Raw genomic sequence first — 23,564 nt, forward strand, 5'->3', positions numbered from 1 at the left:
ATATCACTTGAAACTTGCTTGTAGCACTTTAAGCGATGCTTAGTAGCCAGTCAGCTCCATGTATCCGCTACCTTGGTGAGTCCCTTCTATGGTAACGGGTCCTTCCCAATAAGGGACGGTCAAAGGCATTTTCGCCAAAGGATTGAGCGCCTCTATCGTTAAAGCAATCTCAAGACTGGGTATCTCAAGTTGCCATACTGTAGGATAGTTAGAGCCTTGAATAGAAACGGTCTCTAGTGCTTTGAGCATAAGCTCTTGCCGTGATATTGAAATTCCCGAGCGGTCACGCCGCATCAGTTGACCATAGGCATAACTCGCATCGCCAGTCTCACTGTCTCTCAACTGAAATACCACCAAGCTCGTATCATTGTCGAGTCTAAGCGCAAACCAATCCCACCCTTGCTGTGAACCAAGCAGAAACTGCGAGCTCCATTCTCTATCAATCCAACCCTGCCCTGTCACCTCATGTTGTTCACCTTTGAAGGTAATCGTGCCTTCGACATCAATAAAAGGCTGGCTATAGTAATGTGAAGCCACTGAACCATCCGCACTTTTGACACTGTAACCCTGCTCACCCTGAAGTTGAAACGGCGATTCACTTGCAAGATTGAGCGAGTAACTGAACTCGTCTGTTGCCACATTCAGTGATGCCGGGAACATCTCCTCAGAGTTGGAACGCCACTGCCAATCGTCAAGAAAAACGCGAAATGGCGACTCAGTCACCCCAGCGATCTCAGGATGGGCACGAGACCATTTTTCAGCAGCTAAATGATGAGTAGGATTGGTGATCGCGCTGTGCGCCATGTATAGCTGACTGGTTTCCCAGCCTTGATTAGCAGATCCATTTGGCGCCAACGCAATGCGAAACTGAGTCCACTGAACGCCAAATGTTTCACCTTCAGACGTGACTAAGTTTGCGGTGAGGTACCACCATTCATGTCGGTAATCTTCATGCGCTTGGTGGTCTTCTGGGAAACGAAGTTGCGTTTCGGGAGAAACCTCACTAAATGCCCCACTGTCTTCTCCCAACCAGGAGCCAAAACCTTGTGGTTGACTCTCCTCACAACCGACTAAGGTCAGCGCTAACAAAGCTATGCTTAATAGTCTCAGCATTACAACACCTCGCTTTGTAGGCTCGACATAGCGGGTTTAGACACTAAGCGCCACAGGGGTAACGCCGTGGCTGCTGATGCGGTAATAATACTCACGAAGCAGAGCATCGCTATATCACTCCAACTCCACACAAATTGCAGACTCCAGCCAAAAGCACGGAGGGTAATGACGTCGGTTAAGACGTAGCCAACTAGAGCGCCAAGCGGTAACGCTAAACAGAGTGTAAAACAGACTAACAGCACCATTTGCATCACGACCATCATCAAAAGCTGGGCGCTTCTAACACCTAACGCATAAAGTCTTGCAATGGCAGCTTTGCGAGCTTCAATCAACATATAACAGGCACTGAACAGCCCAATAACCGCCACCAGTAAAGTCACGCCATTCAACGCTTTAGTTACCGCGAAAGTTTGAGAGAAGATTTGCAATGCGATCGTTTTGATTTCTTGCTGATCATAGAGCTGATTGTCACTCAAGCCAAAGCGCTCGATAAGCTGCTGGCGCATGACATCATTGTCTAGCTCCGTTTGGATCCCTAGACTGGTTGGCACTGATGAAAAACCAGCGTCTCGCCAGAGCGATGGTGAAATCAAAAGCTCTCCTGTCGGGGAGCCATAGTCGTGGAAAATAGCGCCGATTTGAAGTGGGGTATCCACCACTGATGATAGCTCGGGAACCAGGACTTCATCGCCAAGCGATAAACCAAGCTTCACCGCCATCGGCTCACTAATCGCAACCATCTGGTTTTGGTAAAAGTTCGACCAAAATCCATCAACCATAGACTTCGCGACCATGGTTTGTTCAAGAGTATTGGTGTCTTTTGTACCGAGTTTAGTGGGCAGGCCTTCGATATTAGTATCAGTGTAGCTCTGAGTATAAATAGCAGAGACACCTGGCATTTCACTAAGCGCACCTTGAATCGCTTCCATTTCACTTTGCGCAGGGCTTATATAGATGTCAGCATGAAGTCTCTGCTCAAGCCACTGTTTCAGGGTGTGCTCAAAGCTCACGACTAAGGTATTCATTGCAAGGTTCGCCGTCATCGCAAGCAGCAAAGCCATCATCGCAAGCGACAGTGGAGCAATAAGCTCCTTGAGCTCTGCAACCAGATAGTGTTTCAGGCCCACCGAAAACACCTTTCCCGCCCAATGACTGAGTACCAATAAGCCTTTGGGAAGATACAAAGGCGTCGCGATAATAAGCAAACCAAGCCATAACATAGTGACTCGAAAATGGTCACTTAACCATAAGCCAATGACAGCAAGAAAAGTCAGTATCAGAGCTGCAATAAATAAACGAGTCGTATTTTGTGGCGCGGGTAATGCGTAAAATCCACTGTGGATAGAAAGAGGTTGCTGAACACTTCCCTTGAAGTGATGCCAACACGCACCGAGCGCAGCGACTAACGTGATTAGCAGTGCTTGGAGTAACCAACTCAAGTGCCATGTACCGGGTAGCAGCGTTGCCCCATAGAGCTGCTCTAAGGTCAGTGCGACGGTTGGATGAAGCCAATGACTGAGCTGCATTCCCAATACAAACCCAAGCAGTGAACCCAGAGACACCATGACCGCGAGCTCTACCAGCAGAGCAGAAAACACAGTGTTCGAGGTCACGCCCCCTTGCTGTAACTGTACCAAGAGTCTGCGTCTTTTGAGTAAGCTGTATTTGACGCCATTGTAGGCAATAAATAGCCCTACAAGAAAAGCAAGCATGCTCATAGCGGTTAGATTTAAATGAAAACTATCAGTGAGCGAAGCGAGATCTGAGCTTTGCGTATTCTCTATCCATTGAGCTTGGCTTCCTATTAGCGCTAACCAACTATCAAAGTGTTCACGAGAGGCATCAAATACTGCGATGTAGCTCAGTTTCCCCTGTTTTTGTAGCAATCGCTCGGCAAAGCTGATATCCACCAGCATCCTATTGCCCAGTTGCCACTCATCGGGAACCGCTAAAAGACGTGTCTCAACATTATCGAGTTGCAAAACACTCGGTTTGCCCAGTTGCTCAAAGTGGGCAGAGCTTACTAAAGCGATGGGCTCCCCCATCAGCATGTTCGCTAAGGGTAGATTTCCATCAAACAGAAAGACATCTTGCCTCTGCTCCCGCTCTAAGTCGTTACTACTCGCTCTCCGGCTCATTGTTGCTGTTACTGCCGCAATAATATCACTGCCCTGCACTGAAAATCGGCGTCCCGTCTCGTCGCGCACTCGACCTTCTAACACCGCTAGAGACTCGCTCATTCCAGCAATGCGCAACGAGAAGTAAAGCTGGCTGTCGATATGCTTTTGACCACTGGGTGGCACTATAAAATGCTGCGCCGGTAGACTGAGCTGCTCTGCTGCATCGGAGTAACTGCGTTTAGCATTGAGATTTATCGCTTGTACTGCGACAAACAACATCACGGCCAACACTATCCCAATGAGAATAGATGCTGCCTGTAATGGCGCTTGAAAGTAGTGCTTGCTGTATACACGCAGCACAACAAGTAGGTGGTGAACACTAGCTCGCTTCATACAACTGCCCGTTAATAAGCTGCAAACGAGACTGCATAAAGCTTGCGCATTCAGCGCTGTGCGTCACCAAAACAACCGCCGTGTTGCCTTGATTTGTGATAGTGGAAAGTAGCTCCATGACCTCTAAGCCAGATTGCTCGTCAAGGTTTCCTGTCGGCTCATCCGCGAGCAGCAGTTTTGGCTGGCTCGCAAGTGCTCTCGCGATGGCCACTCTTTGTTGCTGCCCTCCAGACAACGCGGCAACATGTCTGTCAAGCAAGCTCGCCAGCCCTAAAGTCTCAACAAGGTAATCACACCAATCATGCCAGCCTCTGCCCTCTAATGAGAGTGGAAAGGCGATGTTTTGTCTTACATTGAGTGGAGTCAGTAAGTTGAACTGCTGAAACACCACTCCAAGCTTATGTATCCGAAAATGGCTCCACTGTTTGTCATGCCAGTTTGTGGTGTCTTGTCCTTCGAGATAAAGCTGACCAGCATTTAACGGCTCAAAGCCAGCAATAATGTTCATCAAGGTACTTTTACCGCTGCCACTCGCGCCCATCAACGCAGTACTCGATCCTGCCTCAATCTTTAAATGACAATCATTAAGCACCGAGTGCTCTTCCACACCATCGGTGAACTGCTTAACTGCGTTGTTGAGTGAAACCAGCGAGTCATTCGCCATACCTTCCCCTTTGATCAAGACGGTCGCTACCTGATACGTAGAAGTTTAGTCGTAAGACCACGTAACTCTATGGTTTTATTTCACTAATTCGATAGGAAGTGTGACATGAAAGACAAATGCTTATCCCTAGTTATTCAGAGAGGCGCTAGGCGAAACCCTAGCCCTCAAAGCGTCAAGTTTATTGCACTCGTGTAAGCTTGAGCACTGCTTTCAAGCAGCGGTAGTTCATCAAGATGTGAAGGTACTGATTAACGAAATCACGAGATTTTCTTTATCTCTAGTTTATCTAAATAACTCAGCAATGCTTCTTCAAAGTCCTTTTTGACCAAAGGCTTGGCTATGACGGTGTTCACGCCACTATCTAGAAACTCTTGTTTATTCTCGCTGATTACGTCTGCAGTCCAACCAAAAATGAGAATACTGTCACCGTACTTTCTACGGAGTTCTGCGGCGGTGGTTGGTCCATTCATAACAGGCATATGATTGTCCAGTATCACTAGGTTGAACTTCGACGGGTCGAACATCTCTAAACATTCTGCACCGTTAGAACAGCTTTCTACGTCAATCGACAAAGACTGACAAAACTTACCAGCAACGATACGATTTATCGCATTATCATCAACCAAAAGTACTTTATAGACAGAAAAATCGGCGTTGATCGGATCAAAGTGAGATAACTGTTCGCTCTGTTCTACGATGGATGAAAGAGGTAGCTTAACGGTGAACGTTGAACCCATGCCAAGTTGACTGGATACGCTTATCTCTCCACCCATTAACAACGTAAGGCTTTTCACGATAGAAAGCCCTAACCCAGTGCCGCCAAACTGACGCGTCGTCGACGTCTCTGCTTGCTCGAACTTTTCAAAGACACTATCAATTCGATCGGGTGCGATGCCAATACCGGTATCTTGAACCGTGAGTTCACACTCTCCTTGAAGCGGTGTTGATACCGTTACGGTTATTCTCCCTTTTTGGGTGAACTTTAGCGCGTTTCCCACTAAGTTGAGCAATATCTGCCTTAGTCTGACCTGATCGCCAATAAACTGTTTATTTGGATCTGTGTTGTCGACTATCTCGAACAGGAGCCCTTTTTCTGAGCACAAGCTTTGATAGGTATTATTTACTGGAGACAGTATCTCCTGCATCTTAAAATGCGAGTGTTCCAAAACCAACGCTTGATTCTCGATTTTTGAGATATCTAGAATATCATTCAAGATAGATATCAAATGATTTCCCGAGCTAAGAATTAGCTGAAGCGCTTCCCTATGCTTAGGGTCAGTGATCTCTTTTTCGAGTATTTGTGTTAGACCAAGCACACCATTCATAGGTGTGCGTATTTCATGACTCATCGTGGCAAGAAAGGCTGACTTGGCTTCGTTAGCGGCGTTCGCCTCTTTCGCAGTAGCCATGAGTTTGCTTTCCAGTTTTTTGTATTCAGTCACGTCTCTTTCGATGGCAATGAACCGGTCAATTGCGCCATCTTGATCCGTTATCGGGGTAATGTCTATATCAACCCAGTATTCATTTCCTTTGGAATCATAGTTCAGGATCTCCGCCTTGATTGGTAGGCCTTGCGACAAAGACTTTGCTATCCGAATCACGGTATTGGCATCCGTTTTATCACCTTGTAGAAACTGACCTGGTTTCTTACCTTGAACACTTTCTAAAGCGTACCCCGTCATCTCTTCAAAGGCTCTATTTACCCATTCAATAGCACCATGCCTATCTGTGATCACCACAGCATCTCGCGCTGCTTTTACCACGGTCGCGAGAATCTTACTTTCTCTCTCTCGTTCAATCAGTTCACTGTTTTTAGTCGCGAGTTCTTTTTGAGATATTTCGAGCTCTCGATGCGGGTTCACAAGAACCTTGTTTCCGGCAAACAGAACAAATAAGAAACTGATACCCATGACCACGGCGATGGCGTCATAGATGTAACTCATAAAGCTATCAGATTGCAGCTTAAGGAAATCGGGATTTATCCCCTGCATCAGCGTCAACCCCGCCGTTGCAATCTGCGTGTTGTTGACCAGCCAGGAATTAAGGTTATTTTGATTAATATAATCCGATACGCTGCCCTGTGTAAGCGCATACCACCGCTCTTTTGGATCAATCAGATCACCAAACAGTTCATCATAATCAACGGGTGTTTCACCAAAAACCATCCCTATAAAGCGACCTTCACTCATTACTGGCATGAAGATCTTAATGCATATATGGTCAGTGTCATTATGAAGCAGGTAGATGGGAGGTGGCGTAATCAAGTCAGAAGCCTGCTGCTTCATGGAATCAAAAATGCGGATCTCATTGGCACGTGATGGGTGACGAAACTTATCTTCAAAAAGAACCGTTCTCTCTTTGTTAAAAACGGCAAACAGAACAGAGCGACTGTCTCCTTCATATCGATGAAGCGTAGCATCGATATTTACCTCACTTTCACCCTCCAATAGAGCGATGATGTCATTATTACTGGAAGCAAGTTTTACACGCGCTTTTGCATTATCCAAATACTCTTCTACGAACAGCTTGGCTGCTTGTAATTCTAACTTTGTGCCTGAGTTTTGAAGATAATCTATGGCATGTTTAGACTCTCGCCCCAGAATAACGATGGATGCGACAGTAAATACACATATCACGAAAACGGTGTAGATGAATACCAGTGTTCTTCCACTTAGCCCCTTGAGTGTTGGCACTTTCAATCCCTTTTTTAAGTCCGCTACTATCAATCTAGGAGGTTTTACGTGGAAATAAAGAACCACAGTCCTAAAAGCCCTCGAATAGTTAACGACTTAGGGCAAATACCGCTTGCCCGGCACGTCAAGTTCTACTGCGTCACTCATCGATGCCAAACAGGCAACTAATCACATCCTAAGACCTAAGGAATTTTTCTTAATTTTCTTTACCTTACCCTCCTAAGTCACCATTTAGCGTCTATATTTCTCTAAGGGAATATCTCTAAAATCAAGGACGATGAATAGCAAAGCGCGATTTGCCACCAAAGTGGCGCTAAGTCTTACTCTCGCCTATCTCATACCTTTTGCTATGGGATGGCCACAAGCTTCTACTGCGGCAACAACCGTGATGCTTATTGCATCGACGGGGAGTCAGCGTGAGTCATTCGAAAAAGGAACGCTAAGGGTGCTTGGAACTATAGTAGGCGCTGTGGTGGGTCTCATCTTAGTTGGCGCTTTTGCACAAGACCGCTTTCTGTATATGTTTAGCGTGTCTATTGTGGTCTCGTTTATTTTCTATTTCCGAAACGCTTATCAAAGTGACCCTACTCTACTCATGCTCACCGCAGTGATGACCTTGATGATGTCCAACGGCGGCGATGCCGAAGGTGCCTTTCTGTACGGTGTTGATAGAGCGTATATGACGGTATTTGGGGTGGTAACTTATACCTTGGTGGGTGTCTATCTTTTCCCAAGCAAAGCCGAGCAGAACCTATCGGCATTACTACAAGAGACGCTGTCAATTCAGCAGCAAACCTTTACCAAAATCTCGGAATCACTCCCGGGGATGATCAAGCCTGAGACTTCCGCTGCGACAGATGCCTCTTCCAGTGACGATAAAACTGAACATGAGCCTACCGAAGAAGCGAACTCCTCGCTTGATGAGCTTATTGAAAAGCTATTTACTGCTCAAAACACGCTTGAGCAGCGTTTCGGTGTGGTCAAAAAAGAAAGCAGTGAGATCGCGGCTTATCTTCAAGAATGGAGATTGGTGATTCACCATAGTCAGAAGATAACGCAACTACTCGCCACTGCCTCGAATGCGCGTTTTAACCACAATGACACGGAAGATTACCTCTCTGACTTTCCCGTTTTCATTGAACAAATCGATCACCTTTTGCAGCAAAGCCAGCAGTTTTTGGCGTCGCCGGAAACTGGAGAGACCTTCCGATTCAACGAGAATAAGTTAAAGGCGAATGAAGAAAAACTATCTGGCAGCGACCACCTGACGCGAGCCTCTGTCTTAACGTTAGGCTACCTGCTAAATCGACTTTACGATAACGCCAGCAAACTTGCTGAAACGATAAGCTGTATTGACTCCATCACCAAGACAGTCTCTTTCAAAGAGCAACTCGCACCCTCTCAAAGTGCTTTTTTATGGTGGGATGCCGAGAACTTTAAAACAGCCATTAAGGTGTTTGTCACTTATTGGGTCGCAGGTGGGCTTTGGATTTCGTTCAACCCTCCTGGTGGTTATAGCTTTGTTATCTTCTCTACGATTTTTATGGCGGTGCTCTCTTTTATGCCGCTGCACCCCAAGGCACTTGGATTTCTGTTTACTTTTGGTTTTCTGTTTGCCATTCCAGCCTATGTGTTTATCTTGCCGCAGTTAGAGCTCGGGGTTGAGTTAGCGCTGTTCTTATTTATCTACACCTTTGTTGGCTTTTATCTATTCAAAGGACCTATCACCATCTTCTTTATGCTAGGGATGTTTGTGCTAGGCATAGACAACACCATGACCTATCACTTTGGCATCATTCTAACCGTCATGACGCTGTTCTACCTTGTGGTGCTGATGATTGTGTTTTCTCACTACTTCCCGTTTTCCAGCAAGGCAGAACATCTTTTCTTGGCCGTCCGACAGAGACTATTCTTCCACCTACATCGCTTGCTAGTGACAATGCAGAACCTTAAGCCTACTTGGTTGACGCGCATAACGCTCGCACTGCATCTGAAAACGGCCAATGTGGCGTCCAAAAAGCTTTTGCTGTGGGCAAGTAAGGTCGATGTCAGTTATTTCAACAACAACACTCAAGAGCAACTAGTTCTCTATGCCAAACGCTGTGGGGTGCTAATGGGACACGCCAACAATCTGGTCGCGGCACAAACTATTCTGAAAAATAACTCATTGATTACTAAGCTTAGAGAGACGCATATCGACACCGTTCTGCCGAGCTTGGTAGAAGTTCATGGCAAGGCGAAACCAGATAGTGGTGACCATTTTGAGAACGCTGAGCAAGAGTACACAAAAGCCGAACAAGCACTGGAAGCTTTCTTTGAGTCGCTCGATTTGGACCAGGTAAACAAAAATGACATCGCAGGTTTTTACCTCTTTCTTCACCTAAAAAGAAACCTGTATGAGTCACTTAAAAATGTTGAGGAAGCCAGTCAAGGTATCGATCTGGACAATCTCAAGATGCATCGATTTTAGGGATAAAATAATGATGACTCATCGGCTAATAATAGCCTCTTTCACAACACTGATAATGACTGCCTGCACGACGCTGGGTCCAGAGTTTGAGCCAGATAATAACGTCGCGCTACCTCAGTCATGGAGTGACAGTGAAACGGCATCAAGCACGGCATCGACGGCAAACTGGTGGCAGCAGTTTAATGATCCGACACTTGATCAACTTGTCGAACGCGCGGCTAAACAAAATCTCGATGTTGAAGCTGCCGGACTGAGAATTTTACAAGCGAGAGCTGTTCTTGGGATTGCTGATGGCTTGCGCTATCCACAGGTACAGACTGTTTCGGGTAATCTAGCAAGAGCTTATGTGAGTGAAAGTTCCTTTAATAATGCGGCACTGACTTTTGATGCAGGTTGGGAAATGGATGTCTGGGGTAAATACGCGCGCGGAATCGAAGCCGCCCAAGCCACTTATTACGCATCTATCGCATCCTACAACGACATACTCGTGACCATCACTTCCGAGGTTGCTCGAAACTACATTAACTATCGCTCGTTCCAAGAGCGCATGTTGCTCTCTGAGAGAAATATTGAGATTCAGGAGCGAGTGGTCAATATCACTCGCGTCCAATTCGAGTCAGGTAACGTCACCGAACTCGATGTCCAACAAGCGCGAAACCAGCTATTTACCACCAAAGCCGCCCTGCCCGCTCTTGAAATAGCCATGCTACAAGCTAGAAACGCACTTGCCGTATTACTTGGCATACTTCCAGAGCAAGTGGACCCTTTGTTAGAAGATGGCATGACGCAAAGGCTTGCGGAGTATGAGCAACGTTTTCGTTCATCGGGGTCAAAGTCGCTGATCGCCGAGGATGAAGATGGCTCAATCGTACCTGAGGCGCCTGCCCTCAACTCAACGATTGATGCCAGTTTGGTCATGAGGCGTCCTGATCTCCAAGTTGCGCAATTGCAGGCCCACGCTCAGAGTGCCCAGATTGGTGTCGCTGAAACAGCCCTTTATCCAAGCTTCTCTCTATTTGGCTCTATTGGTATCGATAGTTCGGTACCATCAGGTTCCAGCTTTAGCTTCAATGACTCGTTGACGCTCGTCGCTGGCCCTGCGTTTAGTTGGAACATCTTTCAATATGGTCGGGTTAAGAACAACATTCGCCTTGAAGATGCACGCTTCCAAGAAACAATGACCAACTACAACAAGAAAGTGCTTCAGGCAGTGCAAGAAGTCACTAATGCGATAGAAGCGTATGAACTCTATGTAGAGCAAAAAGCGCTGCGGCTACAATCGGTTAACGCCTCTGTTCGAGCATTCAATATCTCCTTAACGCAATATGAGAACGGTCAAATCTCCTTCGAGCGTCTGCTGAACTCTGTCGAAAAAATGACGCGCAGTGAAGATAGCTACGCCCAAATAAAAGGCAATGTCGCCAATCAGGTCGTCGCACTATACAAATCACTGGGGGGCGGCTGGCAAATTCAATCAGGTCAAGCATTTGTCTCGCCCGATAATATCCAAAAGATGCAAGAACGCACCGACTGGGGTACTCAATTAGACGAAGAAAATACGGTACTCCCGCCTTTGACCATCAGGACAGGAGCACCCGTCGCGACAGACACCAATGAGTCAGCCTCCGCCACCACTGAGGAGGGCCAATAGATGCCACATGAACTCGCTTGGGGCGACGTTTATTTCTCTCCCCTGTTACTCGTCGTGTGTATGGCAATTATTGCCACTTGGATTACCGTCATCATCATGAACAAAACCAAGCTGGCGCGGTTTGTTGCGTTTCCATCACTCACTTTCCTCGCCATCGTCGTGATGTACGTAGTGGCAATCGATCATTTTATTCTCAGGTTTTAGGAGCCGCTTAAATGAAGAAGACGATTATCATCATCCTAAACCTCATTCTCCTTGGTGGAGCCGCTTGGTTTGGATACCAAAAGTATCAAGACTACTTCAACAACCCATGGACTCGCGATGGCCAAGTTCGAGCCAACATTATTAAAGTGGCACCTCGTGTATCGGGACCGATAGTCAATGTCGCCATAGTCGATAACCAAAGGGTGAACAAAGGTGACTTACTGTTTGAAATCGACCCAGAAACCTATCAAGTGGCATTGGCCCAAGCAGAGGTCGCTCTTCAGCAGTCGATTATTAGCTCTAAAGGAAAGAAGATTGAGTATGACCGATTGCTGGATATTCGTAAAAAAGACAAAGGCGCAGTCTCACATAAAGACCTAATTAGACGAGAGATCTCCTATCAAGAATCGCTTCTAAAAATCAAAGCGTCTGAAGAGAAACTTAAATCGGCTAAGCTCAATCTCAGCTACACCAAAGTTGTCGCCTCTGTAGATGGTTTTGTTTCAAACCTCGACATACGAACCGGTACTCAAGCCGTGGCCAACCAACCCTTAGTCGCGCTCATTGATGAAAACAGCTTCTGGGTCTTCGGCTTCTTTAGAGAGAACCAGCTCCCTCAGATTCAACCAGGAAGCGAGGCTCGAGTCACTTTAATGTCTCACCCTGACACGCCCATTGACGCGACGGTTGACTCAATTGGTTGGGGCATCGCACCTAAAGATGGCACGGTTGGGTACAACTTGCTGCCAAACGTTAATCCAGTATTCCAGTGGATCCGACTGGCTCAGCGTATTCCAGTTCGAATCTCTCTAAATGAACTTCCAGAAGGCGTGCACCTACGATTTGGGCTATCAGCTTCTATCATGGTAATAGAGGAACAGAACGAATAATGTCATTGAGCAAGGACAGATAAAATGAAAGTAGGAAAACGGCTTGAAAACATCAATGAAGGAAACAACTTCTTCTATTTAACCGTTGCACTCGTCGCTCTACTCATCAGCTCAGGTCTTGCAGAAGTAGTGGGTAGCGGATGGATAGATCGAGTGCTGCAGATATTTATTATCGTGGTCTTTATCGTCTGTTTTGCCAGCCTGCGCTTTGATAAGAACTGGTCACGACTTTTGAAAACTCTCGCAACATGCTGGGTTATCGCCACCTTAGTAAAACTGATCTTCGATATTCGTGAGATGGATGTCCTTATGCTCGCGCTCACCTTCAGCTTTTTCTTTGGCACCTTTAAGTCGACAGCAAAACAAGTGCTGTTCCATGGTGAAGTGAATACCAATAAAGTGGTGGGCTCAGTCGCATTATTTCTGCTGCTCGGTCTAATGTGGGCTATCGTTTATTTAATAATCATTGAATATTCACCCAATGCATTTACTGGACTAGAAGCCATCTCATGGGGAGAAAACTTCTCAAACGCAGCCTATTTCAGTTTCGTAACGTTAACAACCTTGGGCTATGGTGATATCAGCCCAATCAGTCCACTGGCACAAGTAGTGGTGTATTTAGAAGCGATCGTCGGCGTATTTTATATGGCCATCGTCGTGTCGAGTTTAGTCAGTGCAAATTTGGAACACAGGGAAAAAAACAATGGATAGACAAACCGAACAACGTCAAAGCAAGCTCTTTGTCAATAATATGGTGGAGTCGGCCATTCGAATCGGCTTACTCGTTCTTTTACTCAGTTTTACCTACGACATTATTAAGCCGTTTATTATCCCAGTGCTTTGGGGGGCCATTATTGCCGTTGCATTGTTACCTTTAACGAAAAAGCTTGAACGTTCGTTAGGAGGTAAACGCGGTCTAGCCTCAACGCTTGTTGCATTGATTGGTATTTCAGTGTTAGTTATTCCGTTTGTATTGGTTTCCGGATCAATCTATGACGGTGTCGCACATACAACAGAAGTTCTTCAGGGTGGTGAAATAAAGATCCCAGGTCCCACTGCGAAAGTTGCCGAGATACCAATTATTGGCGACAAGCTATATAGCATTTGGAACTTGTTCGCGACCAACCTCGAAAAAGGCATTCAGCAATTCTTACCTGAAATAAAAGGCTTCCTTGGTACCATCGCCTCAATTCTTGGCGGCGCACTAACAAGTTTGATCATGTTCATTATTTCACTCGCGATCGCTGGCGGCTTTATGGCGCACGCAGAGAAAATATCGGGGGCACTAGAAACTGTTGCAGTTCGAGCGGTGGGCAAAAAAGCCGAACAGTGGGCGAACCTGATGGCAGCGACGATTCGTAGTGTGTTACTTGGTGTGGTAGGTGTTGCCTTTATCCAATCTGCAATCATCGGCGCGGCAATGTTTGTGTTCCAAGTGCCAGCCGCAGGTTTGCTGACACTAGCGACACTCATTCTATGTATCGCGCAACTTCCAGCCCTACTAATTGTTGCCCCAGTCATTTTCTATGTGTACTCCACAGGCGACGGCACCAGTACAACTATCTTCACGATTTGGGCATTAGCAGGTGGCCTGTCGGATAACTTCCTCAAACCGATGTTAATGGGACGAGGTGTCGATGTTCCAATGCCAATCATCCTAATTGGCGCGATTGGTGGTATGTTGTTCGCTGGGATCATCGGCTTGTTCTTAGGTGCCATTGTTCTGGCAATTTGGTACGAATTGTTCTTATTCTGGATAAACTACGAATCGCAAAGTGAGCTTTCAGAACAGCCAGAGCAAGCTGAGAGCGCTGAGGACTACAGGATATAATCTTACGGTTTAGCGGAGTCGTTCTCCGCTAAACCTCTCTTCCGCTACAACTGATATTTTTCAGCCAAAATGCGCTTGTGTTGATAGATGTCGATGAGCTCTTTTTGCGTCTTCCCTTCGTTATCGAAAAACAGCGCTCCTTGATCTGCCAATAACGTGAAGTGCTGAGCGATCATCTCAAGAACTGCCTCTGCACGCTTTATTGTCATTGGAGTACAACTCTTACCATGAAGGTCATCTTCTATATCTAAAACATGGGATCGAAACATCTCAACGAGGTAAAGCTGTTCCAACAAAGCTCGGTCGTCCAGTGCTTGTTGATATCTATTTCTCAATGATTCCGTTAGCGCTATGACCTCATCGCTCCCGTTCTCTTTCTTCAGCCAAGCTAGTTTTGCTTCAAGGGCAATGTAGGCAGCTTGCTTAACCGTTCGAAAGACACTTATCCGGTCTTGAACATTCCCACTGTATTCCAGTGCCCAACCAGAAAAAAACCGTGTCTCAAAGCGCTCACAAAACTGAAATAGAGGCGCATTAATACCATCGCTATTAAACTCATGACGCGGCTCAAATGGGTACATGTAACCAAAATCAAAAAGCTTGAGCTGGTTGTTATCGTCTAGCAGCAAGTTACCCGAACACAAATCCCATTCGAAGAGCCCTGCTTGCTCACACGAGGCTAATGTAGAGAATAAGTCGCTAAGGAGCTTTGGCGTAGGTTCAAAAGGAGTGCCTTCAATCCACTCTGACAAAATAACTCCGAGCCGATAATCAGCATAGACGGTCTCAACGATACAGCGAAAATCATTCGCCCGAGTAGGATCGTTTTTAAGTTTGTGAAAGTCGGCACGGCGCTGGACTTCATTTAGGAAAGAGTATTCACCATCAAGGTTCTGCACTCTGGCCGTGGGGCGTTTTTTCTTGAGCGTATAATCTTTACCGTCAATACGTATGTGAAATACTTCAGCGGTGAGCCCACCATCAAACGATTCTACGACATAATATGAATCTGAAGTCGTTTGTGCCAACTCGCTCGGAGAGATAGGGCAATGACGTTTGTCACCGACAATGAATGGCTTTCCACTTTTTTCGAATAGTTGCTGTGCTCTCTGACGCTGATTCATTCCCTTGCCTCCGTTCACCTATGAGTGTCTTACCATACACGTACCTTGAACAGTTCATATCATCCTCAGGTGACCCAATGGGGGCTTAGTAAAAGGTAGTGCAACAGTACGCCTTCACCAACGTACGAATCATGTATACTTGGTTGCTCCATTAGCTCACCTAGTGCCTAAAGCAACAGCTCAACAACAAAGCCGAGGCCCGAATTGCAACTGACAAACTTCAAGTACCGTACTCGAAAAGGTCCCGACTATCGTCACGGAGATCAGGTCTCTTTTTTAGATATCAAAGAGACATTTGGTATCGGCAGTATTCGTGTCGGTAAGTGGGTAAACAATGAAGAGAAAGATCTTGCCGCCAACCTTATCTTCGATTCATTGGCGGACCTTGCATTCTTTTTAGCTCTACCTTCAAAGGCGATCGGTTTACGTGGCAACTTGAACCTTGCATTTGGAACTGGGGGGAGAAAGGGTGTTCAAGCGCACTATGCGCCAAATCAAAGAGAGCTTGCCTTAGCAAAGAACGCGGGAGCGGGAGCACTGGCCCACGAATTTTGGCACGCCTATGACCATTACATTGCCGAGAAAGCCTTTGATATTGGCGATCGTTTCGGTCCACAGAAACGCATTCTATTCGCGAGCGATTGCTGGCTTGCAAATGCGACGCCTTTCCCTCATGTCTTGAATGATAGATTGATTAAAGTATTTGATTCGGTACTTCTTAGTAGTGATGGGCAGGACAGGCATGAATACGTGTCACGAAGTGTGAAAGCAGACAAAGCAGTTGGAACGCATTACTTTTCACAGCCGACCGAAATGATGGCACGTGCGTTTGAGGCGGTGGTCGAGTCTTGCTCTGGTATCGAAAACGCGTATCTAGTCTCTGGTACCACGCATTCCGACAATATTCATATTTACCCTGATGTCGCCCATAGACATGCAATCAGTGAGGCACTAAAAGCCTACTTTCACCCACTTGGAGAAGCGCTGAGCCGTTAAATACGGCAACGCGGGCTATTTTTTATAACTGTAACGACCAAAAATAACGTCCTCACGATGGTCAAGCCATAACTCCTGCTTTTCCATTACCTTTGAAAACATCGGGCTCTGTAGATAATTATTAAGCCATGTACGCAGCTTCGGATAAGGCGCATCCCTAAACCATTGCTTATCAATGCGGGCAAATTTGCGCAAAAACGGCACCAACGCAATATCAACAAGACTCTCTTTCTCTCCGAACAGAAAAGAGTGCTGAGACAATCGCGATTCAAGCAAAGCAAGTTGCACTTCACAGTCTTTCCTTAGTGATAACATGTTGGCTTCATGGTAACGCTTCGCACATCCAAATGCGTTTAGTGCAGGGTCGAAATCATGCTCAAAGCTTTCGATTGTTGAGAGCATGTGCTGTAGAGCATGACTGTCTTCTGAATACAATAAATTTTCGAAATCGCTCTGTCTCAGCGCCCAAACCATAATGTCTAAACTCTGTTCCAATACTTGCTTGCTATCAGAAAGAATTAAGACTGGCACCGTACCTTTCGGTGAGGCATTGAGCATCTCTTGGGGCTTGTTGTTCAGTTTAATAGAGCGCAGTCGAACCGCCTGCCGTGCTTTGACAAGGGCAATACGAGCACGAATAGCAAAAGGACAGTTAGGAAGAGAATACAACACTGGCAAATTTTGGTTACTCATTCTCGCTCCTTAGCACATCCGGAATAAAGTCGACTAACCATAAAGCTAAACTTTAAGGACCTTCGACTCAAGTATTTTGAAGCAAACCTAGAATCCTAGTGAATCGACGAGAGGGGTCACTACTATGTCTAGCGCTTCAACTAAAAATCAACTGTGTAACCTAGCCAACGCTCTAAAACGATCTCAGCATCTTTTTAATACCCGCTCACTTAGGTATGCGCTCAAAGGCGAAATGAAACCAGTAAAGATCATCAAAGCGGATGCAGAAACAGTAAAAGGACGGACCAGCCATATACTTAACACCACCAATGAATGCTTCAAACGATACAATGGCACAGAAAATAGGTTGATTAACGCGGCCTGCATTTCCACGATTGCCCAATTGGCGCAGCTAGAAACCATGGTTAGTCATTTATCTTCATTAGCTGCTCAACCAGCCACTGACCTGCAATACCCACATTGTCACTCCAAACCAGATCAATAGGCCAAGAGTTACCCTCTGAGCCAAACTCAAAGTCAAGCACCACCAGCGCATCTTTCTCGGTATTAGTGTCTAATAGTTGCGCTGGATAAGGAGCAAAACCCACCCCTTGAAGTAAACACTGCCGATACTGATAGAAGCTTGTAACATTGATGACAGATGACGAATAGCGGAGCGCCTCTCGATATTCTGGCTTAGTGATAAAACCCTCTCCCATAAGTACCTGAGTGTGATTTTGTAGATCTGCCACCTCCACATTACCCTTCAACTTGGCTAGAGGATGATTGTGTGCACATACTAGTTTCCACTCCAATCGGTCGATAGCAGCAACGTTCATCGCTCTTAGAATCTCTATACTGGACGGCGCGATCATTAAATCAAAGCCTTCATCAAAGCTGGTTAGTGCTTCACTGTCGATAATATTGAGCTCTACCTGCGGATACTTAGTGGTGAATGTCTTAAACAGGTCGACATAGCTTGGGTAAAAGCTGTATGGGTGCACGGCCACTGTTATCGCGCTTTCCACACCTAATTTAAGCGTTTCGGCGTAGTGTTCTATCCCAAGAATGCGCGGTAAAACATCCAAACTCTTAAAGTACAAGGCTCGCCCCTGAACTGTGAGTGTTGGCTTCTTGCCACTATGCCTCTCGAACAAGGTAACTTCTAAGTCTTCCTCAAGATTAATAATTGTTTGATTAACCGCACTAATACTCACTCCAAGCTCTCGAGCAGCAGCAGAAAAGCTACCTTTATCTGCAACACTGACAAAGTAGCGCAAACGTTCGGTGGTAATAATCATAAACCTTAAACCCTGCCTTTAACCTTCTTTCAACCATGATTCTAGTACCCAGATTAAAATCACTTCAACTTCTTTAGAAGATAAATAGTCAACAATTTGAGGTCACTACTATGAAACGTTCAATCATTGCACTTGCGCTTGTTGGGTTATTCTCTGCCTCCTCCTACGCAGAGTCACACGATATCACTCAGGTACTAAAAGAAACGCCTTATGCAACGGCTGCTGAGCTAGGGATTATGGAAGGTTTAGTTGTACCCAAATCAAAGCAGGTCACGAAAGAGAATGCGCTACAGACTCCTCCATACAATCGATGGTCTTATCAACACATGCGTATGTTCTACCCAAGTGCCGATATTCAACCATCTCAATCACCGATTGATCTAGAAAAGGACCTTCAAGATCTATCCCATATCAAAGTCAAAAACAGCGATGGTGTGATGAGATCATTTGCAGACTTTCTTACTGAAACGTGGACTGACAGTCTAATCGTCATAAAAGGAGATAAAATCGTCTCTGAGCATTACCTAAACGACATGACACCAGATACCCCTCACCAAATGATGTCGGTAACTAAGTCCTTCGGTGGATTGCTGGCATTAATGGCAATTGACGAAGGTAAGTTCAATGAGCACGACCCCGTCACCTTACATGTACCGGAGTTAAAACAAGCATCCGGCTTTGACGGTGCAACTGTAGGCCAAGTATTGAACATGACGAACTCAATGGACTTTACTGAACACTACGCAGACCCGACATCGGGCATCAGAACCTATGGTGCTGTTTTAGGTTGGACGGCAAAAGTAGAGGGAGTCGAGTACCCCGATAATCTCTACAGCTATCTACAAACACTACAGATAGATCAAGCACACAAGCATGGCGATATCTTTCACTATCAAACGCCTAAAACTGATGTTGTCAATTGGATTACCAACCGCGCTAATGAGCAGACATTTCAACAAGCGATGGAGCGACAACTGTGGTCAAAGCTCGGAACATCTGGCGAAACCTATGTTCTTCTCGATGACAATGCCAACCTGGTTGCCGGTGGTGGTTTGAATGCAACGCCGATGAACCTAGCAAAATTTGCAACCATGATGCTCAATGATGGTGAATTCAACGGTGAACAGGTAGTGAGTAAAGGTGTTATTGACCAAATAGCAGCGGGTGGCAACAAAGAAGCCTTCGCCAATGGCCCTGATGCAAGCGAAAACATGCCGGGCGGGGAATGGAGTTACCGTGCTCAGTGGTGGGTCAAACACACACCAGGCGCTGAAGCATTCATGGCTATCGGTATTCATGGTCAATGGATATACATCGACCGAGAACATGACATCGCCATCATCAAGCAATCTTCCGCGCCAGATTCTGTAACGCCTGAACAAGAGGCGTATGACCTAAATGGTCTCTATGCAATCGTCGCAGCGCTATCTAAATAACGCTTTCTGTAATTACCCTTCTCTACCAAGCATTAGAGTGCATTACTGCACTCTAATGCCTACTTTAAGTTGATAGACCTATGATTACGACTAACAAACGACTGCTACTGCTGTTGCTTCTGGTTCCATGCATTTCCACCGCCGCATCCTTTGGTGGTGCATTCAGTGAGACAGCATCACAGATCAATCTCAGCAATAAAATGGGCGACCACGTGTTCGTTGGGGGCGTTAATTTCTATGAGAGTGGCAAAAAGCGAGCTCGAACACGTTACTTCAATATGCAAGACGGACTGAGCTACACGGGAGATATCATTTTTGACGCCAATTTCACTGTCGCAACAGCGGGCGTAATGTACAACATTTCATTCGACAGTGGCTGGATCGTCTCTCCAATGTTAACCGCAGGCTATAACCCCTACAGAGATCCTTCTGCCGTGCAGAGTGAAAACGGCACTGCTATCGCTCAACCAGGCTTATTTCTTCAATGGAACCATCAAAAAGGAAGGTTCTATATGAACCCCAAATCCACCTACTTTAATAAAGACAAAGCTTGGGTTTCTCAGCTTGAGTTAGGTGCGGACATGAATATTGGGAAACGGTTTAGCGCAGGGCTTAAGTGGGATTGGACTGATAAATCAATTCTGACACCAAGTGGAAGCTCTACCTTGTGGCTCAGAACTAATTACACCTTCTAATAACGCGTAACGTTTAAGGGCTGCACTCTTTAAGGTAACAAAGCACCAAGGTCGGCAGCCCCATACAGCCTTACTCATCCGGCTCTTTAGTATTTCTATCGACGTAAGGCCAATAATGATGCCCCGCGCGAATAATCAAAGTTGCTGCGGCCAAAATGAATGCCGCAACAGATAACCATACGACGAGCGTAGCATCCATCTCTTTCATTCCTAGCGTGATGTATCGAGCAATTGCCATCATAGCAATGTAGATCGGGTAGCGTACGGGTATCTTACCGTTGACCACAAACTGCTGAACCATGGCGAGTACTTCTAGGTAGATAAACATGAGAAGAATGTCGGTCAGTAGCACTCTTCGCTCGGTGAAGACGTGCATAAACTCTTCGATCATGGCGTAGATGGTCGCCAATGTAATGGCGACAAGCAGCACAGCCTCCAATACATGGAATATTTTTAGAAATGGCTTACTAAACGATTTTGGTAAATGAGAAGGCATAACACTTTAATAAGTTATTGTTAGTTATGTTGTTACTCTAGCACATTTTTATTTCGCCAATGAACCGCTAACGCAACGCATTAGGGAAGCTGATGACCAAATATCAGCTTGATATCAGGATGCTGTGATGCGAACGTTTTAATAGAAGCAAGAGTTTCTGCGGCTTGCTGACGTAATTCGCCACTTAGCGCAGCAGGTGCATAGTTATTGTCATAGGCATAGCCGAAATGGCTGGCGTCACCGACAACAAACTTAATGCCTTGTGTTGTATTGAGTAAATATGAAGTATGCCCCTTGGTATGCCCTGGCGTCGATACCGCCCAGACGGCTCCATCTCCAAACACATCAACCACACTCGTAAATGGCGCTATCTTTGAGCCTTTCGTGAAGTCTATGCCGTGCCAATCATAATCCTCAGTAAAGAGCGCAGTATTTGAGAGCCTAGCAATGAAGTCATACTCTTTTTCATCGGCAATGACGGAAGTGCCCGTCGGCAGGTCGCTTATTCCAGAGGAGTGATCCGAGTGAAAGTGAGTGACCATTACACCGTTTATTCGACCAACTTTGTGGTTTAGTTGAAGCTCTAGGGACTTCTCCAAGCTGTTTTCAATACCTGAAAGCGAGGTAATGGTCCGCATCAGCCAGTTATAGTTGCCCCCACTATTATTTTTGAACGACTTGGAAAACCCCGCATCGACGAGATACTCGCCATAGACAGGGTGGCGAATCCAGTGGCTCAGTACCGGTAGTGCGGCGTTGCGTTGCGGATAAGAATCAGGAGCGCCCTGCATTAACAGATTACGGTCCATGACAATTCTACCCACTTGAAGTAGTTTATAGTCGACCATTGCCGCGCCTGATAGGGCAGCTTTCCAATCGGTGAACTGAGCTGGCTTGTTTTGCTCTATGGGTTTGATCTCTGCGGGGTATCCTGTAAGCCTGTATACATAGCTTGTCAATGTAACAAGTACAATGGCCAAAAGAGCAAATAGTCCTTTTAAAATCTTCATAATCCCTCTTAACTTGATGATGTTTTTTCGGGAGTATAAAGTTTGACGTATACGTCAGAGTCAACAGCTATTATCAATTCTCTGTTGAACATCCAACTCTAGCTTATTCAGTCTCTCCAATAATCTTTGTTTCTGAACAATCTCTTGTGACAAGGTCACTTTCTTCTCTGCAATCACCTTTAAGCTCGCTTTGCAGCGCTCGCCTTTTGGTGCATCGAAAAACTGAATGAGCTCACCGATTTCGGCTAAGGTCAGACCGATCTGCTTACAACGACCTATAAAGAGCATACGCGAATGAGCGTCCTCATTAAAAATGCGATAGCGCCCTTCTCTCTCTTGCGTCGGGAGTAATCCAATTGACTCATAGTGACGAAGTGTTCGCTCGCTCACCTCATGTTGTTTTGCAAAAGCGCCTATACGCATAAATCTTTTCTCGGTTGGTTTCATTGCGGATCACTATATTTCTGCTCTGCACCCCTGCTCTATTTGCGCGGTAAAACTGCGATCAAGTTACCATTTATAATGAAAACGTCAGAGAAACCTCGAATAGCAGCAAATATTTCCTAGATTGTTTGCACGTGGCATCTAGCGGGACTTTAAACATGAGTGAAAATCAAAGACAACACTATCGCCTAAATTATCCTACGCCTGAGCGGCCAACACTAAATCTGTCCCAACAGAGCTTTGAGGTGTTACAAATCGCAGAAAGTAGCATAGTCATTTCGATTGCTGAAAATGGGCTCAACAGTGAGTATATATTTCAGGGTGAAATCTCATTTAATGACGGGACCAGTGACACGATCGCTGGCACGATATTAAAAGATAGCGATGAACAGGCGGTGATTAGCCTGACCGAAACCTTGTCGTTTAAAAGGCTTATGTCTGAACAGCGGAGAATAAAGGTCAAGTATCCCGCCTTCGACTTTAGCTAAGTTCAATGAACCGCTAGTGATACCACGAATAAAAAAAGCAGTATCGAGAAACCTGAAAAGGAGCCTCAGATACTGCTTAAATGACCTCTTAATAGAGGCTTACCGAGTGTTCATTTCCCAACAACTAAAGTGATGAGAAAACAGACACAGGCAACGACTAATAGTGTTAGTTCTTTTCTACGCATAGGCTCTCCTTGGTTAGACAATAATAAAACTGCTAAGTCTCACAGTGAGGTAGAGAGCGCCCCCCTTATTGCGAGACGATTACTTCTTTTTTCGCCACATTTTGTAGCCATTCCAATACATACTTTTGCTCAGCAAATGAGCGGCAACTGGCGCGGTTAGCAAGATAAACAGCATGGTGCCAAGTACACGGGAAACCACGGTAATATCTGGCATCCCAAACGCCACTGCCGCAAGCAGTGCTGTCAGACCCATAGTGTTAGCCTTAGTCGATGCGTGCATTCGGGTGTAGAGATCGGGCATACGCAATACCCCAATGCTCGCCACCAACACAAAAAACGTACCGATACAGAGTAAGAGCCCAGTGATAAACGTCATGACTTATCTCCTTGCTCAAGGCTTTCGTGATTTTCTGAATCGCTCTGTTGCTGATTACGCTTGGCAATAAAGCCTGCAAAAGCGATGGTTCCCAAGAAAGCGACTAAGCCAAGGGTGATCGCCACATCAAGTAGCGATTTTTGACCACTCGCCAAGGTGTGTACCGCGATAAACCCAACCGTAATAAAAGCAATAAGATCGAGCGCGACCACGCGGTCCGCAAGCGTGGGACCTTTAATCAAGCGAATAAAGACCAGTACAAGGCTCAGCAGCATTCCGACGTAAGCAAAGTTGATACTAAATGACAACCAA

Annotated in this window: 22 protein-coding genes; 10 read left to right on the top strand and 12 right to left on the bottom strand. The window is 45.9% G+C overall.

The annotated features are described in order from the left end of the window. Positions 1 to 39: 39 nt before the first annotated feature. From LY387_RS09870 to LY387_RS09885, 4 genes are all read right to left on the bottom strand, one after another. Positions 40 to 1,113, bottom strand: coding sequence for a lipocalin-like domain-containing protein (locus tag LY387_RS09870; RefSeq protein WP_234493958.1), 1,074 nt, complete (start codon positions 1,111 to 1,113; stop codon positions 40 to 42). Then, positions 1,113 to 3,626, bottom strand: a complete 2,514-nt coding sequence (locus LY387_RS09875; RefSeq protein ID WP_234493959.1) for an ABC transporter permease — start codon at positions 3,624 to 3,626, stop codon at positions 1,113 to 1,115. Before LY387_RS09875 ends, LY387_RS09870 begins: the two co-directional genes overlap by 1 nt. Beyond that, positions 3,613 to 4,290, bottom strand: coding sequence for an ABC transporter ATP-binding protein (locus LY387_RS09880; protein ID WP_234493960.1), 678 nt, complete (start codon positions 4,288 to 4,290; stop codon positions 3,613 to 3,615). Before LY387_RS09880 ends, LY387_RS09875 begins: the two co-directional genes overlap by 14 nt. Positions 4,291 to 4,547: 257 nt before the next feature. After that, the gene (locus LY387_RS09885; protein ID WP_234493961.1) at positions 4,548 to 6,983 is read right to left on the bottom strand and encodes a PAS domain-containing hybrid sensor histidine kinase/response regulator; all 2,436 of its coding nucleotides are present in this window, start codon (positions 6,981 to 6,983) and stop codon (positions 4,548 to 4,550) included. Between the two features lie 277 nt (positions 6,984 to 7,260). Between LY387_RS09885 and LY387_RS09890 the strand changes: the two genes are divergently transcribed. The 6 genes from LY387_RS09890 to LY387_RS09915 are packed head-to-tail and all read left to right on the top strand — an operon-like array spanning position 7,261 to position 14,029. Then, positions 7,261 to 9,453, top strand: coding sequence for an FUSC family protein (locus tag LY387_RS09890; protein ID WP_234493962.1), 2,193 nt, complete (start codon positions 7,261 to 7,263; stop codon positions 9,451 to 9,453). Between the two features lie 10 nt (positions 9,454 to 9,463). Then, positions 9,464 to 11,104: a TolC family protein gene (locus LY387_RS09895; protein WP_234493963.1), complete on the top strand. Its 1,641-nt coding sequence runs from the start codon at positions 9,464 to 9,466 to the stop codon at positions 11,102 to 11,104. Continuing rightward, positions 11,105 to 11,308 carry a DUF1656 domain-containing protein gene (locus LY387_RS09900; protein ID WP_128650040.1) on the top strand — a complete coding sequence of 68 codons (204 nt, stop codon included), beginning with the start codon at positions 11,105 to 11,107 and terminating at the stop codon, positions 11,306 to 11,308. Positions 11,309 to 11,319: 11 nt separating this feature from the next. Then, on the top strand, positions 11,320 to 12,198 hold the full coding sequence (locus LY387_RS09905) for an HlyD family secretion protein (protein WP_234493964.1): 879 nt from the start codon (positions 11,320 to 11,322) through the stop codon (positions 12,196 to 12,198). Between the two features lie 24 nt (positions 12,199 to 12,222). Continuing rightward, a complete protein-coding gene (locus LY387_RS09910; protein ID WP_042477341.1) occupies positions 12,223 to 12,909 on the top strand; it encodes a potassium channel family protein in 687 nt (228 codons plus the stop codon). Then, positions 12,902 to 14,029 (top strand): AI-2E family transporter, encoded by a 1,128-nt coding sequence (locus LY387_RS09915; protein ID WP_234493965.1) that lies wholly within the window; start codon positions 12,902 to 12,904, stop codon positions 14,027 to 14,029. Before LY387_RS09910 ends, LY387_RS09915 begins: the two co-directional genes overlap by 8 nt. A gap of 44 nt (positions 14,030 to 14,073) precedes the next feature. Here the strand turns inward: LY387_RS09915 and LY387_RS09920 are convergent, their stop codons facing one another. Beyond that, positions 14,074 to 15,153 (bottom strand): phosphotransferase, encoded by a 1,080-nt coding sequence (locus tag LY387_RS09920; RefSeq protein ID WP_234493966.1) that lies wholly within the window; start codon positions 15,151 to 15,153, stop codon positions 14,074 to 14,076. Between the two features lie 204 nt (positions 15,154 to 15,357). Here LY387_RS09920 and LY387_RS09925 point away from each other — a divergent pair, with 204 nt between their 5' ends. Then, complete coding sequence (locus tag LY387_RS09925; protein WP_234493967.1) at positions 15,358 to 16,149, top strand: CLCA_X family protein; 792 nt, start codon at positions 15,358 to 15,360, stop codon at positions 16,147 to 16,149. Positions 16,150 to 16,164: 15 nt separating this feature from the next. On the opposite strand, the gene LY387_RS09930 is transcribed toward LY387_RS09925, so the two are convergent. Continuing rightward, positions 16,165 to 16,842, bottom strand: a complete 678-nt coding sequence (locus LY387_RS09930) for a glutathione S-transferase (RefSeq protein WP_234493968.1) — start codon at positions 16,840 to 16,842, stop codon at positions 16,165 to 16,167. A 404-nt stretch (positions 16,843 to 17,246) separates the two neighbouring features. Continuing rightward, positions 17,247 to 18,122 (bottom strand): LysR family transcriptional regulator, encoded by an 876-nt coding sequence (locus tag LY387_RS09935; RefSeq protein ID WP_234493969.1) that lies wholly within the window; start codon positions 18,120 to 18,122, stop codon positions 17,247 to 17,249. Positions 18,123 to 18,232: 110 nt separating this feature from the next. Between LY387_RS09935 and LY387_RS09940 the strand changes: the two genes are divergently transcribed. Beyond that, positions 18,233 to 19,558 (top strand): serine hydrolase domain-containing protein, encoded by a 1,326-nt coding sequence (locus LY387_RS09940; protein WP_234493970.1) that lies wholly within the window; start codon positions 18,233 to 18,235, stop codon positions 19,556 to 19,558. Positions 19,559 to 19,638: 80 nt separating this feature from the next. After that, positions 19,639 to 20,253 carry a hypothetical protein gene (locus tag LY387_RS09945; protein ID WP_234493971.1) on the top strand — a complete coding sequence of 205 codons (615 nt, stop codon included), beginning with the start codon at positions 19,639 to 19,641 and terminating at the stop codon, positions 20,251 to 20,253. A gap of 70 nt (positions 20,254 to 20,323) precedes the next feature. Here the strand turns inward: LY387_RS09945 and LY387_RS09950 are convergent, their stop codons facing one another. The 3 genes from LY387_RS09950 to LY387_RS09960 all read right to left on the bottom strand — a co-directional run bounded on the left by LY387_RS09950 (position 20,324) and on the right by LY387_RS09960 (position 22,182). Beyond that, on the bottom strand, positions 20,324 to 20,749 hold the full coding sequence (locus LY387_RS09950) for a phosphate-starvation-inducible protein PsiE (protein WP_234493972.1): 426 nt from the start codon (positions 20,747 to 20,749) through the stop codon (positions 20,324 to 20,326). Positions 20,750 to 20,829: 80 nt separating this feature from the next. Next, on the bottom strand, positions 20,830 to 21,759 hold the full coding sequence (locus LY387_RS09955) for an MBL fold metallo-hydrolase (protein WP_234493973.1): 930 nt from the start codon (positions 21,757 to 21,759) through the stop codon (positions 20,830 to 20,832). Positions 21,760 to 21,819: 60 nt separating this feature from the next. Further along, positions 21,820 to 22,182: a MerR family transcriptional regulator gene (locus tag LY387_RS09960; RefSeq protein WP_234493974.1), complete on the bottom strand. Its 363-nt coding sequence runs from the start codon at positions 22,180 to 22,182 to the stop codon at positions 21,820 to 21,822. Positions 22,183 to 22,361: 179 nt separating this feature from the next. Between LY387_RS09960 and LY387_RS09965 the strand changes: the two genes are divergently transcribed. Continuing rightward, on the top strand, positions 22,362 to 22,691 hold the full coding sequence (locus tag LY387_RS09965; RefSeq protein ID WP_234493975.1) for a hypothetical protein: 330 nt from the start codon (positions 22,362 to 22,364) through the stop codon (positions 22,689 to 22,691). Positions 22,692 to 22,955: 264 nt separating this feature from the next. On the opposite strand, the gene mnhG is transcribed toward LY387_RS09965, so the two are convergent. Beyond that, complete coding sequence (gene mnhG, locus LY387_RS09970) at positions 22,956 to 23,252, bottom strand: monovalent cation/H(+) antiporter subunit G (protein WP_128650048.1); 297 nt, start codon at positions 23,250 to 23,252, stop codon at positions 22,956 to 22,958. Further along, the gene (locus LY387_RS09975; protein WP_419153446.1) at positions 23,249 to 23,527 is read right to left on the bottom strand and encodes a cation:proton antiporter; all 279 of its coding nucleotides are present in this window, start codon (positions 23,525 to 23,527) and stop codon (positions 23,249 to 23,251) included. The genes mnhG and LY387_RS09975 overlap by 4 nt, the downstream gene beginning before the upstream one ends. Between the last annotated feature and the right edge of the window lie 37 nt (positions 23,528 to 23,564).

Source organism: Vibrio maritimus (genome assembly GCF_021441885.1).
GTDB lineage: Bacteria > Pseudomonadota > Gammaproteobacteria > Enterobacterales > Vibrionaceae > Vibrio > Vibrio maritimus_B.

Bases quoted from the DNA above. Each gene is read 5' to 3' on its own strand.
- LY387_RS09870 (WP_234493958.1), bottom strand. From the start codon at position 1,113: ATGCTGAGACTATTAAGCATAGCTTTGTTAGCGCTGACCTTAGTCGGT.
- LY387_RS09875 (WP_234493959.1), bottom strand. From the start codon at position 3,626: ATGAAGCGAGCTAGTGTTCACCACCTACTTGTTGTGCTGCGTGTATAC.
- LY387_RS09880 (WP_234493960.1), bottom strand. From the start codon at position 4,290: ATGGCGAATGACTCGCTGGTTTCACTCAACAACGCAGTTAAGCAGTTC.
- LY387_RS09890 (WP_234493962.1), top strand. From the start codon at position 7,261: ATGAATAGCAAAGCGCGATTTGCCACCAAAGTGGCGCTAAGTCTTACT.
- LY387_RS09895 (WP_234493963.1), top strand. From the start codon at position 9,464: ATGATGACTCATCGGCTAATAATAGCCTCTTTCACAACACTGATAATG.
- LY387_RS09900 (WP_128650040.1), top strand. From the start codon at position 11,105: ATGCCACATGAACTCGCTTGGGGCGACGTTTATTTCTCTCCCCTGTTA.
- LY387_RS09905 (WP_234493964.1), top strand. From the start codon at position 11,320: ATGAAGAAGACGATTATCATCATCCTAAACCTCATTCTCCTTGGTGGA.
- LY387_RS09910 (WP_042477341.1), top strand. From the start codon at position 12,223: ATGAAAGTAGGAAAACGGCTTGAAAACATCAATGAAGGAAACAACTTC.
- LY387_RS09915 (WP_234493965.1), top strand. From the start codon at position 12,902: ATGGATAGACAAACCGAACAACGTCAAAGCAAGCTCTTTGTCAATAAT.
- LY387_RS09920 (WP_234493966.1), bottom strand. From the start codon at position 15,153: ATGAATCAGCGTCAGAGAGCACAGCAACTATTCGAAAAAAGTGGAAAG.
- LY387_RS09930 (WP_234493968.1), bottom strand. From the start codon at position 16,842: ATGAGTAACCAAAATTTGCCAGTGTTGTATTCTCTTCCTAACTGTCCT.
- LY387_RS09935 (WP_234493969.1), bottom strand. From the start codon at position 18,122: ATGATTATTACCACCGAACGTTTGCGCTACTTTGTCAGTGTTGCAGAT.
- LY387_RS09940 (WP_234493970.1), top strand. From the start codon at position 18,233: ATGAAACGTTCAATCATTGCACTTGCGCTTGTTGGGTTATTCTCTGCC.
- LY387_RS09945 (WP_234493971.1), top strand. From the start codon at position 19,639: ATGATTACGACTAACAAACGACTGCTACTGCTGTTGCTTCTGGTTCCA.
- LY387_RS09950 (WP_234493972.1), bottom strand. From the start codon at position 20,749: ATGCCTTCTCATTTACCAAAATCGTTTAGTAAGCCATTTCTAAAAATA.
- LY387_RS09955 (WP_234493973.1), bottom strand. From the start codon at position 21,759: ATGAAGATTTTAAAAGGACTATTTGCTCTTTTGGCCATTGTACTTGTT.
- LY387_RS09960 (WP_234493974.1), bottom strand. From the start codon at position 22,182: ATGCGTATAGGCGCTTTTGCAAAACAACATGAGGTGAGCGAGCGAACA.
- LY387_RS09965 (WP_234493975.1), top strand. From the start codon at position 22,362: ATGAGTGAAAATCAAAGACAACACTATCGCCTAAATTATCCTACGCCT.
- mnhG (WP_128650048.1), bottom strand. From the start codon at position 23,252: ATGACGTTTATCACTGGGCTCTTACTCTGTATCGGTACGTTTTTTGTG.
- LY387_RS09975 (WP_419153446.1), bottom strand. From the start codon at position 23,527: ATGCTGCTGAGCCTTGTACTGGTCTTTATTCGCTTGATTAAAGGTCCC.